Source organism: Ralstonia pickettii, from assembly GCF_000607165.1.
In the GTDB taxonomy this organism is placed as follows: Bacteria; Pseudomonadota; Gammaproteobacteria; order Burkholderiales; family Burkholderiaceae; genus Ralstonia; species Ralstonia holmesii.
In genome coordinates this window covers 554,236-572,523 of sequence record NZ_JFZG01000024.1, presented here as the reverse complement: position 1 = coordinate 572,523, position 18,288 = coordinate 554,236, and the positions used below count along the sequence as shown (strand labels likewise).

Genomic DNA, 18,288 nt, shown 5'->3' with positions numbered 1-18,288 from the left:
GAAGAAACTTAATTCTTACAGACAGAACACCGCGTGCTGTAAATTTGCGAGAATTGTTCGCGTGAACGCTAAAGTTTTCCGCCCACCTTCCGATGAAGGGCGTACTGATCAGCGAGATGGCCATGCAACTTTCTTCCCCTTCCGTATCTACTGCGACCGCCGGCGCATCGGGCAGCGGGAGCAGTTCGGCCGGCGACATTGAGCGCCTGCAGCGCCAGCTCAAGAACCTGCAGAAGTCGATGCAGGATCTGCCCGCGCAGAATCTGCCGCCGGATCAGGCCCGCGAGCAGGCACAGTTGCTCAGTCAGCAGATTCAGATCGTGCAAGCGCAGATCGCCCGCCTTCAGGCGCAGAACGGTCTGGAGCAAGCGCAAACCCGGTTGGAAAACCGACACAACGCATCTAAAAGCGCTTCCGGCACAGGCAATACCGACGCAGCGGCCAAGGCCCGCACGACGGACAAGGTGACCGGCTCGTCCACGGCGAGCGATACCCGCCTGCACACCCGCGAAGCAACACAGGCACAGTCCGCGCAGTCAGCCCACCCCGCCAGCGCAGAGGCCATCACGCCGGCCAAGCCGCCGCTGGTTTCCGTCAGGGCCTGACGGCGGCAACGCGGCGGCCTGTCCTTGATGGCGCCCGTTGCCGATGCCTGACCACCTCCTTTCCTACCCCCTCCCATCGGGGGGACGCCAGCCCGCGGTGCCGACAGCGACAATCGCCGCGCCGCCATCCTGTGTGCGGCATCGAGAACACGCATGACCTCCGCCGCCAGCGACGCCCTGCCCCCGACCGCCCCCGCCGATCCGCATCCGGAACGCACGCCCTCGCGCAATTTCTTTGCACGCCACTGGCGCGGTGATTACAGCCTCGCCCGCTCGTATTGGTTGCATACCGCGCTGATGCAATTTGGCGTGGTGGCGCTCAGCGCGGGTGTTACGCATGCGCTGGCGCATAACGCACCGGCGCGCGCAGCCTCGTCGGCGCTGCTCGTGATTTACGTGATGGGTTTGGCCCTGTGGATCTGGGCGGTGGTGGGCACCTGGCGCTCCGCCGATCGCGAGCAAGCGCGCAACCGGCTTGCCGGCATGTCAAACCTGTGGCCGCTGATCGCCAAGGTGATGATCGTGCTGGGCGCTGTGGGCACCAGCTCGCGCCTCATCAACGATGGGCCGCGTCTGGGCGCGCATCTGCGCACCGCGCTGGGTGAGCAAGCGGCGTCACCGTTTACGGTGATGCCGCAACGCGATGGGCGCGCCATCCTCTTCAATGGCGGCATCAACGATGGCGCCGCCGATGCACTGGAGGCCGCGCTGCGCAAGGCGCCAAACGCCGTGGCCGTCGTGCTGCGCTCCGAAGGCGGCTGGCTGCGCGAAGGGACGTTGGTGGCAGACGTCATCCGCCGCCACCATCTGCGCACGTATGTTGAACGCACCTGCGCCTCGGCGTGCACGATCGCCTTCCTGGCAGGCGTTGACCGCGCCGCCGCACCGGGCGCACGCATCGGCTTCCACCGCCCGCGTGCGGTTGGCGCCGATCACGACCAGACCCCAGGCGCCACCGACAGCGAACTCTGGCGTGCATATGCAGACGCGGGCCTGCCCGATGCTTTCGTGCGCCGCGTGCAGGACACACCGTTCGACCAGATGTGGTTTCCCACCGCGCAGGAGCTGCTGGCCGACCACGTCGTCACGCGCGCATCGCCCGGTGGCGAATATGCAACCATGGCCACGCAGCTGAATACCCGCGAAGCCCTGGCGGCAGAACTGCGCAGCGCCCCGCTGTATGCAACCCTGGAGCGCAAGTACCCCGCGCACTTCAGCCGCTTGATCGACAAGCTGTGGCCAGAACTGCAGCGCAACGTTACCGATGCGCGGGCGGTAACACTGCTGCGCGAGCAGACGGGCAAGCTGTACCGCGCGCTGATCCCGACTGCACCCAACGCGCTGCTCTTTGCCAACGCGCAACTCACACTTGAACAGGCCCAGGCCCTGCAGCGCGTGAGCCCGGAAGCCTGCGTGGCTTATCTGGACGGCACGTCCGGGGCAAGCGCCGCTGCTGCACGATTGCCGCGCGCGCTGGTCACCCGCGAGCAGGCCTTGTTCTCCGACCTGATGCAGGCCGCCGACCCCGACCACGCGCCGGTTGTCACGCGCGCACAAACCCTGCCGGTGCTGCAACTGGCCGTGGCCGCGCTTCCCCTCAATGAACAACGCGTGCTGACCGTGCCCGCGCTGCGCCACTCCGCACCACCGGCCGAACGCTGCGAGGCGCTGATCGGTTTTTCGCGCTCCATCCTGGCCCTGCCGGAAACCGAACGTGCGCTGGCGCTGCGCGGCATGTTTGCCGATACGTCAGCGCCCGATTCGTAGCAAGACCCTTCAGGCCGAACGCAACGCGGCCAGCGACGCCCGCTGGCGCCCCTCTTCGTCAAAGTTGTCCGGTGACAGCCATTGCTCGAATGCGGCTCGCACCTGCGGCCAGTCCGCATCGATGATGGAGAACCACGCGGTATCACGGCTGCGGCCCTTGTAGACCACCGCCTGGCGGAAGATGCCTTCGAACTGGAAGCCCAGCCGTTGCGCAGTCTGCCGCGATGGTGCGTTCAGGCTGTCGCACTTCCATTCGTAGCGCCGATAGCCGAGATCTTCAAAGACGTGCTTCATCAGCAGGAACTGCGCTTCGGTCGATGCCGGCGTGCGTTGCAGCAACGGCGAGAACGTCACCGCCCCCACTTCCACCACGCCGTGATCAGGCGTGATGCGCATCAGCGCCAACGTGCCGACCGGGCGATCGGTGCGCGCGTCGATCACCGCGTATTGCAGCGGATCGCGCTTCGCCGCAATGCGCTCGATATAGGCGCGGTGTGCCGCCATATCGGCGAACGGGCCTTCCACCATGTACGTCCAGACGCGGTCGTCCTGCGCCTGGCTGAACGCATCGAACAGCGCGTCGGCGTGGCGGGCAGCGTCCAGCGGCTCCAGCCGGCAGTAGCGCCCGGCGAGCGGCGCGTGCGGCGGCAGCGGCCGGGCCGTCCAGCCGGACAGCGGCGCACCAATGGGTTGCTGATAAGCGTTGAGCGTGGGCATGCGGGAAACCTGGATCGAGAACAACAAGGAGCCTTCACCCTACCGAACGTCCTGGCTCCATGAAAAGAGCCATGGAAGCACACGTGGATAGAGCCACATCAACACCCTACGCCCGGATTAAACCGTTCGATGCCCCGCCACACGCCGATAGCGCAGGTGCGTGCAAATCGATATGTTGGCAGCGGGGGGAGACGGCGCCACGAATAGGCGCGGGCATAGGCATTGCTGTGCAGGGGTATGCACGCGCCCTCGGAATCGTCCGCCATCTTTTCTGCCAGGAGCCCGCGAGTGGCGCCGTTCATTACAGAGTGGTATTGCCGCTGGGGCCGCTGCGTCCAATACGCATGCGCGGCCGCATGGATCGCCTTTGTCGGCATGGCGCCCTGGAGCCCGGCCCGGGCGGCGCCGAGGTTCGCCTACCCCATCACGCAGCGCATTGACGCCGGCGCGAGCCTTGCCCTTCCGCGCACGTGGGGTCCATTGCGGCTGAACACAGAAACGCCCATTCCTTCCGTTGCGGCGACCATCAACTCGCCCTTTGGCCCATCGCGGCTGGTGTTTGCGCAGCAGACCGTAGCGCCGGAGAGCTTCGCGCTGGTAACGGTGCGTAAATCCGATTTCGACAAAGGCACACCCGATTACCTGGAAACCCTGCGCTCGCGCGATCTGGCGATTCTGCTCAGCCACATGGAATCGCGCGTGCATGGCGATCGCCCGGCCTGGGCTGCCCGCCTCGTCCGTGGCAAGGCCCCGACGCAGCAGGTGCTTGCGGGGCACCGGTTGATCTACTGGGAGGGCGAATGGAGCACCTCCACGGCACGGACGGTCGTGGTGCGCGGGTATGCGTTCTTCGGCAACGGCGCGGTCTACTTGCTCCGCGTATTCGGCACCGCCGGGCACGGCAACCCCGCCGAGTTTGCCGAAGAGGCACGTTTTGCCGATTTGGTGGCCGCGACCTTCCGCACGAAGTAGCCGTCCGACTGCCGCTTTGTTGCGGCGCAACAACAAGCGTAGCCCGCGCGGTGGCCCCGCCCCTCAAGCGCTGGCCGGGCCACGCAAGCGCTGAAATCTGTTGTTACTCTTGGAACAGTCTGTTCACCCGCCGCTGTATTGTTCTTCCGCATCGCAACACCTACACTTCGTGACAGTTGTTCAGACATCGATTGCCTGAACAAGCAATGCAAGTGTTGTAAGGAGAACAATGATGAAATGGTTGGATATTGGCGCCGTCATGGCCGCCTGGATTGCGAGCTGCGTTGCAGCAGGCTGGCTCATCAGCGCCGCCGCCTTCCTGGCTTAACGCCCTCAAATGCCCTAAAAGGCAAAACGGCCGAGCGGGAACCCCTTCCCCGCCCGGCCCTGAACACCCCCGTTGATCGATTCGTCAGGCTGGCTTTTGGCCTGCCCACTGAACGAATCGGTCGACAAACCCCTGCAAGAACTGGCGCGTACGCGCATCTGTCACCCCGCCCTGGGCATCAAAGGGCTCCCCCGCAAAGTGGAAGAACACCTCCGGCAAGGGTAAGACCTTCACCCCGACCGCCGCGAGCACGTTGCGCAATTGCGCCTGCGACAGCGCCGTCCCGACGGCGCCCGGCGAAGCGCCCGCAATGCCTGCCGGTTTGCTGCCCCACACGCTCTGGCCGTATGGCCGCGAACCCCAGTCGATCGCATTCTTCAGCACGCCCGGTATGCCGCGGTTGTATTCCGGTGTGACGAACAGAATGGCATCAACGCCCGCCACTGCTGCCTTGAAGCGCTGCACTGGCTCGGGCAAATCGGCATCCAGATCCTGGTTGTAGAGCGGAAGCTCGCCAATCTCAATGAACTGCGCCGTCGCGCCAGACGGCAGTAAGCCCACCAGCGCCTGCGCCAACTGGCGGTTGAACGACGCCTTGCGCAGGCTGCCGACGATCACTCCGATAGTCAGATTGCTCATGAACGCTCCTTGCGTGCAAAACAGTTCAAAACGGCCTTGATACTTAATCGGCCGTTGCCGGCTCTGGGGCCACCTCGCGCTTGAGGCGGTTGATGAGGGCAAACATCAGCGGGTTCAGCAGAATCGACAGGATTGCTGCCGACAACAGCAGCCCACGCGCGCGGTCGGGCAGGATTTCCAGGCTGATCCCCAGCCCGATCAGGATGAACGAAAACTCGCCGATCTGTGCGAGGCTGGCAGAAATCGTGAGCGCCGTGCGGTTGCCGTGACCAAACGCGCGCACCACCGCAAACGCTGCCAATGACTTGCCTACCACCACGATCAGCACCGTGCCGAGCACCGCCCAGGGGTCTTCAATCAGCACGCTTGGGTCGAACAACATGCCCACCGACACAAAGAACAGCACCGCAAATGCGTCGCGCAAGGGCAGCGATTCTTCCGCCGCGCGTTGGCTGAATTCGGACTCGGCCAGCACCATGCCCGCAAAGAACGCGCCGAGCGCGAACGACACGCCAAACAGCACCGTCGCGCCATAAGCAACGCCCAGCGCCGTCGCCAGTACGCCCAGGCGGAACAGCTCGCGGCTGCCCGTCATGACAATGCGTTCCAGCATCCACGGGATCACGCGGCGGCCCACCACCAGCATCAGCGCGGCAAACGCCACCACCTTCGAGAGCGTGACGGCCAGCACCTTGACGATGTCCCACGTACTGACCGCCGTGCTGCCCGCGCCGCCCAGCGCTCCGGCCAAGGCTGGCAGCAGCACGAGCGTTACCACCATCACGAGGTCTTCCACGATCAGCCAGCCGACGGCGATATGGCCTTCGTGCGAGTTGTCGATGCCGCGATCTTCGAGCGCCTTGAGCAGCACCACCGTGCTCGCCACCGACAGCGCCAGTCCGAACACCAGCCCCGGGCCCCAATCCCACCCGAGCAGCCGGGCCAGGCCCATGCCCATGAGCGTGGCCAGCGCAATCTGCCCGATGGCACCCGGAATGGCGATGGCCTTGACCGCCAGCAACTCCTTCATCGAGAAGTGCAGCCCCACGCCAAACATCAGGAGGATCACGCCCAGCTCGGCCAGTTGCGGTGCGAGGCTTTGATCAGCCACGAAACCGGGCGTGAACGGCCCGGCCACCACGCCCGCCACCAGATAGCCGACCAGCGGCGGCAGCCGCAGGCGCTGCGCAATGGTGCCGAAGATGAAGGCCAGCACAATGCCGCCGATGATGGTGGAGATGAGCGGGGTGTCTACGTGCATGCGGTCCTGGATTGGAATGGGGCGGGTTCAAAGACGAGAGGGGCGGAAACGCCGGGAAAGGGCCGGCCGGCCCTTGTGCGACAACCACGGCGCGGATTTGTTCAGCCTGCGTCACAACTATAAGGATTGCCCTTTGCGAAACCTTACGAAGCAAATGTCATGCAGAAGACATCGTGCCGAAAACACCGCTCCTACACTGCGCCGCAGACCGCTCGCTCAGGGCGGCCCCAAGGAGACGACACATGCGCTACGCCAACAAAGTCCTTTCCGTGGACGAAGCCATCGCCCACGTCCGCAGCGGCTGCCGCCTGATGCTGGGCGAATTCGTGGGCGCCGGTGAGCCGGCCTGCTGCATCGAGGCGCTGCTCGCCAGCGGCATCGGGCAACTCACGCTCATCACCAACACGCCGGGGCTGCGCGGTGGTTTTCTTAAAGCGAGGCTGTTCACCTCTGGCCAACTGGCCGAGTTCATCGGCACGCACGTGGGCACGACGGATGAATCGACGCAGGCTTACCTGACCGACTCTGTGCGCGTAGCCGAGTTCTTTCCGATGGGCACCTGGGCCGAGAAAGTGCGCGCGGGTGCGCTGGGCCTGGGCGGCGCACTCGTGCCGGTGGGCGTGGGCATCCTCGACCAGCCCGGGATGTTTCCCAAGCGCGGTGCGCCCAAGCCGACGCTCACCGTCGACGGCATGACCTGCTTCGTCGAGCCGCCCCTGCGCGCCGACGTGTCGATCATCAAAGGCTGGCGCGCCGATACGTTCGGCAACGTGGAGTTTCGCGGCACGGCGCTGCAGAACCAGCGCGATATCGCCATGGCGGGCGACTACACCATCGTCGAGGTGAATGAAATCGTGGAGGTGGGCACGATCCCGCCCGAGCGCGTCGGCTGCCCGGGCGTGTTCATCAACGCGGTGGTGCAAGGGCTGTCATTGGACGAGCAGCACGCGCTCTACAAACACCACTGGACCAAGCTCGGCCGCCTGCCCGCTGCCGCCGAAGCCTGATCGTCGATCGACACAACCAGGAGACCGCCATGCAATCTCTGCCCGAAACGCCCAAGCAACGCATCGCCGCCCGCTGCGCGCAAGAACTACGCGCGGGCGAAGTCGTCAACCTTGGCCTGGGTATCCCCACGCTCACGGCCAACTACCTGGAGGCCGATGCGGGCGTCATCTTCCATACCGAAAACGGGGCCTTCGGCTTTGGCGGACGCCCCGCGCTGGACGCCATCGACAGCGACTTCACCAACGCCGGGTGCGAGCCCATCACCCTGCTGCCCGGCGCGGCGCTCATGGACCTCGCCACGTCGCTGGGCGCAATGCGCAACGGCTACATCGACGTGACCATCCTCGGCGCGTTGCAGGTGGACGCGCAGGGCAACCTCGCCAACTGGGCGTGCGATCGCAACGGCAAATGGTGGCCTGGCATTGGCGGGGCAATGGACCTCTGCTATGGCACACGCAAGGTGATTGCCGCGCTGGCGCACACCGACAAGCACGGCAACTCCAAGATCCTGCCGCGCTGCACGCTGCCGCTCACGGGCCAAGGTTGCGTGAAGGTCATCGTCACCGAACACGCCGTGTTTGACGTGACCGATGCGGGGCTTGTGCTGCGTGAAATCCTCTCGCATGCGACACTCGACGACATTCGCGCCATGACGGCAGCGCCCTTTACGCTGGCCCCGCTGCTGCAGATGCGTGCCGCTTGAACACCAAGGAACGCTCATGCCCACCGCTGTCGATTGGTTCTTCGATGTCATCTCGCCGTTTGCCTACCTGCAGCTTGAGCAGTTCGATGCGCTGCAGGAAGCCAACGACATCGTCATCCGCCCCCGTCCGCTCGTGCTGGGCGCGATCCTGCACCACTGGGGGCAGAAGGGCCCGGCCGAGATCAGCACCAAGCGCGTGTTCACGTACCGGCATGCGCTGTTTCGTGCGCAGCAGCTCGGCATTCCGTTTCGCATGCCGCCCGCCCACCCGTTCAACCCGATCAAGGCGCTGCGGCTGACGATCGCGATGGGCGGCTCGCTCGATGCCGTGCGTGCGGTGTTCCGGCATATCTGGCGCGACGGCAACGATGTGGCCTCGCCGGAAGGTTTTGCCGCGCTGTGCGAAGCGGTGGGCTTTGCGCAAGGCGCAACCGCTGTCGAACAATCCGCCGTGAAAGACGCGCTGCGCATCCACACCGATGCGGCCATCGCGCTCGGCGTGTTTGGGGTGCCGACGCTCGTGCACAACGGCGAGCTGTTCTGGGGCGAAGACGCCACCGATATGTTTCTGCAAAGCTTGCATTCCGACTGGCTCTCCACGCCCGAAGTGCGGCGTGTGAGTACGTTGCCGGTGGGCATTCAACGTGGCTGAACACGACCCAAACTCGCGCCCCGGCATCAGCCGCGCACGGCTGGCCCATATTGCGGCGTGGTCGATTGAGCTGCCCCCGGAAGAAGCAGACCGTGCCTGCGCCGGCATCGTTGAGAAAACCTATGCGCGCGGCGCCTGCATCTGCCCGAAAAACACATTGCTGGAAAGCTGGACAGGCGTGGTTACGGGCCTCATCAAGATCGGCACGGTGTCGCCCGAGGGGCGCAGCGTCACGTTTACGGGCGTGCCTGCCGGCGGCTGGTTTGGCGAGGGCACGGTGCTCAAGAACGAGCCGCGCCGCTACGACATCGTTGCGCTGCGCGACACGCGCATGGCCTTCATGGACCGCGCCACCTTCATGTGGCTCGTGGAAAACAGCGTGGCGTTCAACCGCTTCCTGGTGAAGCAGCTCAACGAGCGGCTCGGGCATTTCATGGCGCTGCTCGAATATGACCGGCTGCTGGATGTCACGCCGCGCCTGGCGCGTTGCATTGCGTCGCTGTTCAACCCGGTGCTCTACCCTGGCGCGGGCGACCACCTTGAGATCACGCAGGAAGAACTTGGCTTGCTCTCGGGCATGACACGGCAGGTGGCCAACCAATCGCTCAAGGCCCTGGAGAAAGACGGCGTGGTGCGGTTGGAATATGGCGGTGTGACGGTCGTCGACCTCGAACGGCTGCGCGGCTACGGCACTTGAAGACGCCGTCTTTATTAACGAATCTTCATCCGGCGCAGCGGGCCGCACCCGCTAGAATCGCGGCACAACAAGACAAGATCGTTACGCTGCGGCATGCGCCCCGCGCGGCCGCAGCCGGAAGAGGGAACAGGGCAACGCGCACCGTGCGTGCCTGCATCTATGCTGCCGATTCATCTGCTTTCCACCGGCAAGGCATTGCCGGAACACCAAGTCACGTCCGCTGAGCTGGATGCCCGCCTGGGCCATCGGGCGGGGTACGTGCGCAAGAAGTCCGGTATCGACATTCGCCACCATGCCACGCTTGCGGAGCACCAATCGGAGCTTGCCGGCGCTGCCGTGCGCGATGCGCTGCGCCGCGCCGACGTTCCTGCCGCCTCCATCGACCTGTTGATTTCCGCCTCGGGCGTGCAGGAACAGGCGCTGCCCAACACGGCCACGCGCATCCTGGAGCCCGCCGGACTGCCTGCCGGCACGCCCGCGTTTGACGTCAACGCCAGTTGCCTGAGCTTCCTGACCGCGCTGCATGTGGCAAGCAGCCTGCTGACCACTGGCGCCTACAAACGCATTGCCGTGGTGGCGTCCGACCTGGCCTCGCGCGGCATCGACTGGGACGATGCCGAGACCGCGTTGATCTTCGGCGATGGGGCAGCGGCGGTCATCGTTGAAGCGGCACCTGCGGAGTCCAGCAAAGGCATTCACGCTTACCGCATGGAGACCTACCCTGCCGGCAAGGCCTATTGCGAAATCCCTGCAGGCGGCACGCGCCGCAACCCGCGCACCGGCGCGCAACCCACCGATTACCTGTTCCACATGGACGGCAAGCGCGTGTTCAAGCTCGCCTCGCAACTGATGGACGGCTTCCTCGATCGTCTGTTTGCGGGCAGCAATTACACGCTGCGCGACATGCACGTCGTCGTGCCGCACCAGGCGAGCCACCTTGGCATGCAGCATTTGCGCAAGCGGCTGGGCGTGCCGGAAACCAGCGTGATCGACATCTACGCGCAGCACGGCAACCAAGTGGCCGCGTCGATTCCCACCGCGCTGCATGAGGCGGTGACGAACCGGCGCATTGAGCCTGGCAAGCCGGTTCTGCTGGTTGGCACGGCCGCCGGCCTGACGCTGGGCGGCATGGTGCTGACGCTATGACCACGCTTGTAACGGGTGCCACGGGCGGGCTCGGCCGCAACGCGGTCGATGCACTGCTGGCACAAGGCGCAGGCGTACGCGCGACGGGGCGCGATGCCGCACAGCGCGAGGCCTTTATCGCACGCGGTGCGGACTATGTACCGGCCGACCTTGCACGCCTGACGCCGACCACGCTCGATGCGCTGCTCAATGGTGTCGACACGGTTTGGCATTGCGCGGCGCTGTCATCCCCTTGGGGCGCTTACGACGACTTCTACGCGGCCAATGTGCGCGCAACGGCCGCTCTGGCCGAAGGCGCCGTCAAGCGTGGTGTCCGCCGCTTCGTGCATATCTCCACGCCGTCGATCTACTTCGACTACCAGCATCACGCCGATCTGCCCGAGAGCTATCGCCCTGCCCGCTTCGCCAATCATTACGCGGCCACCAAGATGCTGGCAGAAGCAGCCATCCAACAGCAGGTGTCCACGCAGAACCGCACGCACTTCGTCATCCTGCGGCCGCGCGGGTTGTTCGGTCCGCATGATCGCGTGGTGCTGCCGCGCATCCTGCATCTGCTGAAACTGCGCGGAGGCGTGCTACCGCTGCCCCGTGGCGGTGCCGCGCGCATGGACCTGACGTATCTGGAAAACGTGGTGCACGCCATGCGGTGCGCCACGACAGCGGAGGTGCCTTCCGGCGCCGCCTACAACATCACCAACCACGCACCGGCCACGCTGCGCGATCTGCTCGATCAACTGCTGGGGCAACAGCTCGGCCTGCGCTACCGCATCCGCGCCGTGCCTTATCCGGCCATGGCATTGGCCGCACGCGCCATGGAATCGGCCGGTGCCATCACGCGCCGCGAGCCGCTGCTCACACGCTACAGCGCCGCTGCCCTGCACTACGACATGACGCTCGCCAACGACCTCGCGCGCATCGAACTCGGCTACGTGCCGCCCATCGACATGGCCGAAGGCATCCGCCGCACGGCCCACTGGTTACGCGAACAGGGCAACCGGTCATGGCAACGTTAACGGTCTTTGAAGCCGGGTACTGCACGCACACCGCGTGTGTGGCACTGCGCGGCGCGGGCTTGCGTACCTGCGCCTTCCCCGCACGCGCATGGCTGATCGAAACCGCCGGGCGACGCTGGCTGTGGGACACGGGCTATGCCTCGCATTTTCATGACCACACGCGCAGCGGCCTGTTTGCCATCTATCGCAAGGTCACACCGGTGTATTTCGATACATCGGAATCCATGGCAGCACAGCTCGCACAACAGGGCATGCGCGCCGCTGACCTGGATGGATTGATCGTCTCGCACTTCCACGGCGACCACGTTGCCGGCCTGCGGGACTTTCCGGGCGTGCCGGTCATCTGCTCCGGCGAGGGATGGACGCACTTGCGTGCGCTGCGAGGTGTTTCCGCGTTACGGCGCGCTTTCGTGCCCGGGCTGATCCCCGAAGATTTTGAAACGCGCACGCGCTTTGTCGAACAGTTCGAGCACGTTGCGCTGCCCCCGGAGCTGGCGCCATTCACATCCGCCTGGGCCCTGCCCGGGAGCAACGGCGACGTACTCCTTGTGCCGCTACCCGGCCACGCTGCCGGGCACCTCGGCGCGTTCGTGCGCACGGATGAAGGTTGGGCGTTGCTTGCCGCCGACGCGGCCTGGTCACCGTTGAGCTATCGCGAGCTGCGCGGGCCATCGGTGCTGGCGTATTCCATCATGGAAGACCGCCACGCCTACTTCGATACGCTGCGCAAGCTGCACGCGCTCGATGCCGGCGGCCACGTGCGCATTCTCCTCACACACGAGGGTGCATTGTGACGGCGTTGCATCGCCTGCTGTGGTCTTACTGGCAAACGCGCCGGTTGCGGTTGCCTGATCGCGCAGCCCTGCAAGCGCATCAGCAGCGTCAGATCGCACACTTCACGCAACGGGTGCTGGTTCGCAGCCCGTACTTCCGCCCGTTTGCATCGAAGCCTATGCACGAATGGCCATTGATGGACAAGGCCACGATGATGGCCAATTTCGACGCCATGAACACGGCCGGCCTGCGTCTGGCCGACGTGCTCGCCTGCGCGCAACAGGCCGAGCAGTCGCGCGATTTCCGGCCGACGGTCGGGGTCTATTCGGTGGGCTTGTCGTCCGGCACGTCCGGAGGACGCGGCGTCTTCGTCGTCAGCCCGATCGAGCGCGCGCAGTGGGCCGGCATCCTGCTCGCCAAGCTGTTGCCGCGCGGCCTGTTGCATGGCGAACGCGTCGCGCTGTTCCTGCGCTCCAACAGCAATCTGTACACGGCCGTGCGCAATCCGTGGCTGACGTTCTCGTTCTTCGATCTGTTTGCACCGTTCGACTCGCACCGCGCGCCGCTGGAGGCATTGCAGCCGACCATCATCGTGGGGCCGGCGCAGGTGCTGCGTGCGCTTGCCATGGAGAAACTGGCCGGCCGGCTCGACATTGCACCGGTGCAGGTGCTGTCCGGCGCCGAAGTGCTGGAGCCGATGGACCGCGCGCTGCTTGCGCAGGCCTTCGGCAACGTCGGCGAGGTCTATCAGGCCACCGAAGGTTTCCTGGGTGCGACCTGCCCGCACGGCACGCTGCATCTGAACGAAGCGCACGTGCACATCGAGCCGCAATGGCTGGACGCGCGCCGCTTCGTTCCCGTCATCACGGATTTCACACGCAGCACGCAACCCGTCGTGCGCTACCGGCTGGATGACATCCTCATCCGCCGCGACCCCGCGCTTGGGGCCTGCCTCTGCGGCAATCCGGCCATGGCCATCGAGCGCATCGAAGGCCGCTGCGACGATACGCTTGTCCTGCCCGCCCTTGGCGGCGGAGCCGTCACGCTGTTTGCGGACGTGTGTTCGCGGGCGCTGGCCCAGGCGCTGCCGCTGCATGCCGACTACCGCCTGGTGCAAACCGATGCGTGCACGCTGGCGTTGTCCATCCACCCTGCTGACGCCGACATTGCCCGCGCGTGCCAGGCGCATCTGGCGGATCTCTTCGCCTGCCAGGGCGTCGACACATCGCGCGTGACATGGCACGCAAGGCCCGAGCGCATCGCCACCGACTTCACCACCAAGCGCCGCCGCATCGTTCGGCTCGCGGCGTCGGGGGCGGCGCGATGAGCCCGTTTATCGCACGCCTGCGTCATATGGCCCTGGGCTGGTGTTCGGTGGGCCTCGTCTATGGTCTGTGCGGTGTGCTGCAAGGCGTGGGCACGGTTGTGCCGGAAACCGCGTTGGACCGCGCGATTCCGTTCAGCACGTCAGGCATCTGGCTGTACGTGTCGTTCTTCGCGCTGATTCCGTTGGCGTATCTGCTGGCCGACATGCCTCGCCTGCCCTGGCTGGAACGCGCCATGCAGATGAGCGCGCTGATGAGCGGGGCGGTGTTTCTGCTGTGGCCGACCACGCTGCACTACCCGCCGCTGGCGGATGCATCGCTGCCGGCCAGCGTGCAACGCATGCTGATCGCCGTGGATTCGAGCCAGAACTGCCTTCCCTCGCTGCACGGGGCGCTCACGCTGCTCTCAGTGTGGGCGCTGGCGGACGCGCGCAAGCCGATTCGCACGGTGCTTGCAGCGGCCTGGGGGCTGGGCATCCTGTACGCCACGATCCAGACGCGCCGGCACGTCGCACTGGATCTATCGGCGGGCGTGGCCGTAGGCGTGCTGTGCGGCGCGGCTGTCCGTCTATGGTTGGCGCGGCGCACGTCAACGCTTTCAATCGAACCGGTGTCGACATGAATGCCTTTGCTCTGCCGCTTGCATTGATGCTCGGCTGCGTGCTCTTGGAACTGGCTGCGCTCAAATGGTGGCGCGGCCAGCCCCTGCCGTGGCGCGACGTCATCCTCAACCTGAACTCTGGGCACGTGCTGATGTGGCTGTGCCGCGGCGTGGAGGTGGCCGGCTTCACGTGGCTGTATGCCCATGCCAGCCTGCATTGGGTGGATGGCTGGCATCCGATTGCGGGCTGGGCCTTCGCCTTTGTCGCATGGGATCTGGGCTTCTACTGGCTGCACCGCATGCACCATAAGCTGGGCTTTCTGTGGGCGATCCACGCGGTGCACCACGAGGGCGAGCATTTCAACCTGTCGCTGGGCGTACGTAACGCGTGGCTGTCGTCGCTGACATCGCTGCCGTTTTTCGTGCCGCTGGCGCTGCTGGGTGTCACGCCGGAAATGTTCGTGGCGGTGTCCGGCCTGCATTACTCGGTGCAGTTCTACAACCACTGCGGGCTGGTGGGCCGTTCGGGCGTGCTGGACCGCTTCATGGTCACGCCTGCCAACCATCGCGTACATCACGGCTGCAACCCGGAATACATCGACCGCAATTTCGGCGGCACGCTGCTCCTCTGGGACAAGCTGTTCGGCACGTATCAGCGCGCGCTGCCCGACGTGCCGATCCGCTACGGCGTGCACAGGCCCACCCACAGCGACAACCCATTCTGGGCCAACGTGGTGCCCGCATTGCAATGGATGGGGTTGCGTACACCGCTGCTGCAACGCGATGCGCGCGCCACGCCCGCCGGCTGGATCGCCACCGGCGGTGTGCTGCTGTTTGGCGTGGTGATCGACTACGTGCGCACCGATGGCCAGTGGCCCGGGCATTGGCAAGCGGTTTGGTTCGCGCTCATCCTGCTGCTCACGATTGCGCTGGGCGGCTTGTCGGATGGACGGGTCTGGGGCCGCTGGCTGTGGCCGCTGCTGGCGCTTGCACTGCCCGTGCTGATGATCGGCATATGCGGTGCGGGCGATGCATTGTCCGACACGTTGGCCGTTGCACTGGGGCTACATGGCCTTGCCTGCGGGCTGTGGCACGCACTGCGTGCCGAATCGCCGCTTTCTTCATCGCCGCATGCCGAATCTCGTTAAGCTTCGCTACGCCTCACCGCGCTCGTCATCGCTGGCGGAGGATTTGCGCCAGGCCGCGCACGATCATCTGCAAGCAAACGGCGACCATCGCTTTGCCGATGCGAGGCTCATTGCCAAGGGCGCCTTCCTTGTCGTGATTTCCGCACTGCTGTATGGGGCGATGGTGACAGCCAAGAGCACGATGATTTTCGTGCTCGCCTATGTGGCCTTTCCGTTCATCGCGATGCTGCTGGCGATGAACGTGCTGCACGACGGCGCACACCGGGCGCTGTCTCCCTGGCTATGGTTGGACCGCCTCATGACACGCGTGACCGCCATCCCGCTCGGCATCGAACCGGCCTATTGGACGGTACGCCATGTGCACTATCACCACGCGCATGCCAACGTGGAACACTACGACCTGGACACCGCCGCAAACCGCTTCCTGCGGCAGACGCCTTTTCAGCCGTGGTATCCGCAGTTCCGTTACCAGCATCGCTACTGGCCGCTGATTGCCGCGCTGTCGTTGCCGTACATCAACTGGATCTACGACTGGTCGGACCGGCTCGGCCTCACGGCGCTGACCACAGACCGCGTGTTACCTGGCCTGCGCGGCTGGGCGACGTTCCTGTCTGCCAAGACCTTGCACCTGCTCATTGCCGTGGCGGTACCGGCCTGGGTGGCACATCAACTTGGCCTCGGCTGGGGCTGGGTGGCGTTCAGCTACTTCGCGGGGCAGATGCTGGCCTCGTGTGTGCTGGTGGCACTGATTCTGGGCACGCACTGGGCGGACGTGACGTTCTATCTGCCGCCCGAATCAGGCCAGTTGCCGCACACGTGGCACGAGCATGCATTCCACACCGCCTGCGACTGGCAACCGCAACCGGCGTGGATCGGCTACTGGCTCGGCGGCTTGAACTGGCACCTGACGCATCACCTCTTCCCGACGTACAGCCACCGGCACTATCCGGCATTGGCTGCACGCGTGGCCGAGGTAGCGCGCGCCCACGCACTCGACTACCGCGCGCTCACCTACCGGGAGTTGCTGACCGCGCAGCAGACATTCCTGCGCGCCATGGGCAAATGCCCCGACTGACGCGCAAGCAACACGCCTCGCCTCAGTTGCGCACCTCGACCGCGTGCACGGCATCAAGAATCACCTTGGCCACATCCTGCGGCCGCGACTGCTGCGGCACGTGGCTCGTCGGGAGCGTCGTCACCTTGGCGCCGATCTTCCTTGCCATGGCGCGCTCCAGGTCCGGCTGGATCATCCTGTCGTGCGCGCTGACGATGAACCACGACGGCTTGCTCTGCCACGCCGCCACCGTGGTGCGCTCGCTAAATGCCGTCGCCTTGATGGGCCCTTGCGTGGCGGCCATCACGCGCGCCTGGGCAGCGGCCACATCCTGGGCAAAGTCGCTCGCCAGCGCCGCTGGGGGCAGTGACAGATAGCCGTTGGCATCGGCCACCAGCTTGCCGATGCCCGGCGCGGGCGCGTAGTCCTTGCCCACTTCTTCCGTCGACTGCCCGGCGTCCGGCGCAAACGCGGCCACGTACACCAGCCCGGCAACCTTGCTGTCGGCGCCGGCTTCCGTGATGACCGTGCCACCCCACGAGTGCCCGACCAGCACGACCTTGCCGACCTGGTTGTCAATCGCTCTGCGCGTTGCAGCCACATCGTCAGCCAGCGAGTTCAGTCCGTTCTGCACCGCCTGCACCTTCACGCCTTTGGCCTGCAGCAGCGGGATCACCTTGGCCCAGTCGGACCCATCGGCAAAGGCGCCGTGCACGATCACGACGGAAGGTTGATTGGCGTCGGCTGCCGTGGCGGCAAAGAGTGGCGCACTGGCGGCCATGCCAAGTGCCAGCGCTGCGATGGAGACGGCTTTGCGGTTGAACATGTCGGGTCCTTGTTATCTGCTCGGTTCTCGGTGGGTTGGGGTGTGCGCGAGGCTGTCGCTTCAGGCGTGTGCACCGTCGTAGTACGGATTCGCGCTGCGGGCGCCATCGGTGTAGATGTCGGTGGCACGCGCGCCGTCCGTATAGACATCAGACGAACGCGCGCCCTCGGTGTAGGCATCCACCGCGCTTTGCACGGCGCGGGCGCCTTCGGTGTACGGGTCGCGTGCACCGATGGACGAAGCGGCTTGGGCCCCGGCAGCGGCCACAGCGAGAGCAACAACAGCGAGGGTCTTGGTGAGATTGCGGGTCATGATCGTTTTCCTTTGAACGGTTGGTTTGGGACTGCGCGGCCTGCCGGTGCTTTGCTTTGCGTTGGCCCGGCGTCTTGACCACGGAATGCATTGAAGGCGCCTGACGTATCCGGCACGTAGCGATGTGCTGCCCGTTTTGTCTGGGTATGTACTAGAGCTGCCGCCAGATACAAACGCATACAAAACGCCGTCTATCGATGCCCGTTGCTACAAAGCAATACAAATCGGCGGCATCGTGAAACCGACCGGATACATCGCAGGCGCTCAATGCTGGAAACGAGGTGAACAAGACCCGCCTCGCCATCCATCCTTGATCACTGGAGCCCTCATGCAACCGAATCGATTGACCGCAACGTTGCTCGCACTGGCAGGCGCCCTGTGCGCACACAACGCATTTGCGCAAGCCGCTGGCGTGCATCGGACGGATCTCGTCCATCACGACCTGAGCGTGCCCGGCCGCGAAACCCTGCAAGTGCGCGTGGATTTTGATGAGCGTGCATTCGCCCCCGCGCATATCCACCCCGGCGAGGAAATCGCCCACGTCCTGCAAGGCACGATCGAATACCGGTTGGATGGTCAGCCCCCCGTGACGCTGCAGACCGGGGATTCGCTGTTCATTCCGGCCGGCGTTGCGCACTCGGCAAGAAACGTCGGCAGCGGCAAGGCATCGGAACTGGCCACGTACGTCGTGAAGTCCGGTGAGCCGCTGGTCAAGCTCGTTCACTAATCCCCTGCCCCAT

20 protein-coding genes are annotated in these 18,288 nt (G+C 65.2%); 15 read left to right on the top strand and 5 right to left on the bottom strand.

The window, feature by feature from the left end:
* Positions 1-92: 92 nt before the first annotated feature.
* Positions 93-605 carry a FlxA-like family protein gene (locus BG83_RS0120120; protein ID WP_024978400.1) on the top strand — a complete coding sequence of 171 codons (513 nt, stop codon included), beginning with the start codon at positions 93-95 and terminating at the stop codon, positions 603-605.
* A 153-nt stretch (positions 606-758) separates the two neighbouring features.
* Positions 759-2,372: a membrane protein gene (locus tag BG83_RS0120115; protein ID WP_024978399.1), complete on the top strand. Its 1,614-nt coding sequence runs from the start codon at positions 759-761 to the stop codon at positions 2,370-2,372.
* A gap of 9 nt (positions 2,373-2,381) precedes the next feature.
* Here BG83_RS0120115 and BG83_RS0120110 read toward each other — a convergent pair whose 3' ends face one another.
* On the bottom strand, positions 2,382-3,089 hold the full coding sequence (locus tag BG83_RS0120110) for a GNAT family N-acetyltransferase (protein WP_024978398.1): 708 nt from the start codon (positions 3,087-3,089) through the stop codon (positions 2,382-2,384).
* A 288-nt stretch (positions 3,090-3,377) separates the two neighbouring features.
* Between BG83_RS0120110 and BG83_RS0120105 the strand changes: the two genes are divergently transcribed.
* Positions 3,378-4,061, top strand: a complete 684-nt coding sequence (locus tag BG83_RS0120105; RefSeq protein ID WP_024978397.1) for a hypothetical protein — start codon at positions 3,378-3,380, stop codon at positions 4,059-4,061.
* Positions 4,062-4,473: 412 nt separating this feature from the next.
* On the opposite strand, the gene BG83_RS0120095 is transcribed toward BG83_RS0120105, so the two are convergent.
* Positions 4,474-5,028 (bottom strand): NADPH-dependent FMN reductase, encoded by a 555-nt coding sequence (locus BG83_RS0120095; protein WP_024978396.1) that lies wholly within the window; start codon positions 5,026-5,028, stop codon positions 4,474-4,476.
* A 43-nt stretch (positions 5,029-5,071) separates the two neighbouring features.
* Positions 5,072-6,289 carry a cation:proton antiporter gene (locus tag BG83_RS0120090; RefSeq protein WP_024978395.1) on the bottom strand — a complete coding sequence of 406 codons (1,218 nt, stop codon included), beginning with the start codon at positions 6,287-6,289 and terminating at the stop codon, positions 5,072-5,074.
* A gap of 242 nt (positions 6,290-6,531) precedes the next feature.
* Here BG83_RS0120090 and BG83_RS0120085 point away from each other — a divergent pair, with 242 nt between their 5' ends.
* The 11 genes from BG83_RS0120085 (at position 6,532) to BG83_RS0120035 (ending at position 16,431) form a co-directional block, all read left to right on the top strand.
* Positions 6,532-7,296, top strand: coding sequence for a CoA transferase subunit A (locus tag BG83_RS0120085; protein WP_024978394.1), 765 nt, complete (start codon positions 6,532-6,534; stop codon positions 7,294-7,296).
* 29 nt (positions 7,297-7,325) lie between these two features.
* Entirely contained in the window at positions 7,326-8,000 is a 675-nt protein-coding gene (locus BG83_RS0120080; protein WP_024978393.1) for a 3-oxoacid CoA-transferase subunit B, read from the top strand.
* A 16-nt stretch (positions 8,001-8,016) separates the two neighbouring features.
* Positions 8,017-8,652, top strand: a complete 636-nt coding sequence (locus BG83_RS0120075) for a 2-hydroxychromene-2-carboxylate isomerase (RefSeq protein ID WP_024978392.1) — start codon at positions 8,017-8,019, stop codon at positions 8,650-8,652.
* The gene (locus tag BG83_RS0120070) at positions 8,645-9,349 is read left to right on the top strand and encodes a Crp/Fnr family transcriptional regulator (protein ID WP_024978391.1); all 705 of its coding nucleotides are present in this window, start codon (positions 8,645-8,647) and stop codon (positions 9,347-9,349) included. Before BG83_RS0120075 ends, BG83_RS0120070 begins: the two co-directional genes overlap by 8 nt.
* 147 nt (positions 9,350-9,496) lie before the next feature.
* The gene (locus BG83_RS0120065) at positions 9,497-10,495 is read left to right on the top strand and encodes a 3-oxoacyl-[acyl-carrier-protein] synthase III C-terminal domain-containing protein (protein WP_316852547.1); all 999 of its coding nucleotides are present in this window, start codon (positions 9,497-9,499) and stop codon (positions 10,493-10,495) included.
* Positions 10,492-11,508 carry an NAD-dependent epimerase/dehydratase family protein gene (locus BG83_RS0120060; protein WP_024978389.1) on the top strand — a complete coding sequence of 339 codons (1,017 nt, stop codon included), beginning with the start codon at positions 10,492-10,494 and terminating at the stop codon, positions 11,506-11,508. The genes BG83_RS0120065 and BG83_RS0120060 overlap by 4 nt, the downstream gene beginning before the upstream one ends.
* Positions 11,496-12,302, top strand: a complete 807-nt coding sequence (locus tag BG83_RS0120055; RefSeq protein WP_024978388.1) for an MBL fold metallo-hydrolase — start codon at positions 11,496-11,498, stop codon at positions 12,300-12,302. Before BG83_RS0120060 ends, BG83_RS0120055 begins: the two co-directional genes overlap by 13 nt.
* Positions 12,299-13,609, top strand: coding sequence for a F390 synthetase-related protein (locus BG83_RS0120050; protein WP_024978387.1), 1,311 nt, complete (start codon positions 12,299-12,301; stop codon positions 13,607-13,609). Before BG83_RS0120055 ends, BG83_RS0120050 begins: the two co-directional genes overlap by 4 nt.
* Entirely contained in the window at positions 13,606-14,229 is a 624-nt protein-coding gene (locus BG83_RS0120045) for a phosphatase PAP2 family protein (RefSeq protein WP_024978386.1), read from the top strand. Before BG83_RS0120050 ends, BG83_RS0120045 begins: the two co-directional genes overlap by 4 nt.
* On the top strand, positions 14,226-15,356 hold the full coding sequence (locus tag BG83_RS0120040; RefSeq protein WP_024978385.1) for a sterol desaturase family protein: 1,131 nt from the start codon (positions 14,226-14,228) through the stop codon (positions 15,354-15,356). Before BG83_RS0120045 ends, BG83_RS0120040 begins: the two co-directional genes overlap by 4 nt.
* Positions 15,340-16,431, top strand: a complete 1,092-nt coding sequence (locus tag BG83_RS0120035; RefSeq protein WP_024978384.1) for an acyl-CoA desaturase — start codon at positions 15,340-15,342, stop codon at positions 16,429-16,431. Before BG83_RS0120040 ends, BG83_RS0120035 begins: the two co-directional genes overlap by 17 nt.
* 22 nt (positions 16,432-16,453) lie before the next feature.
* Here BG83_RS0120035 and BG83_RS0120030 read toward each other — a convergent pair whose 3' ends face one another.
* Positions 16,454-17,236 (bottom strand): alpha/beta hydrolase, encoded by a 783-nt coding sequence (locus BG83_RS0120030; RefSeq protein ID WP_024978383.1) that lies wholly within the window; start codon positions 17,234-17,236, stop codon positions 16,454-16,456.
* A 60-nt stretch (positions 17,237-17,296) separates the two neighbouring features.
* Positions 17,297-17,548, bottom strand: a complete 252-nt coding sequence (locus tag BG83_RS0120025; RefSeq protein WP_024978382.1) for a hypothetical protein — start codon at positions 17,546-17,548, stop codon at positions 17,297-17,299.
* Positions 17,549-17,876: 328 nt separating this feature from the next.
* Here BG83_RS0120025 and BG83_RS0120020 point away from each other — a divergent pair, with 328 nt between their 5' ends.
* Positions 17,877-18,275 carry a cupin domain-containing protein gene (locus BG83_RS0120020; RefSeq protein WP_024978381.1) on the top strand — a complete coding sequence of 133 codons (399 nt, stop codon included), beginning with the start codon at positions 17,877-17,879 and terminating at the stop codon, positions 18,273-18,275.
* Positions 18,276-18,288 lie beyond the last annotated feature (13 nt).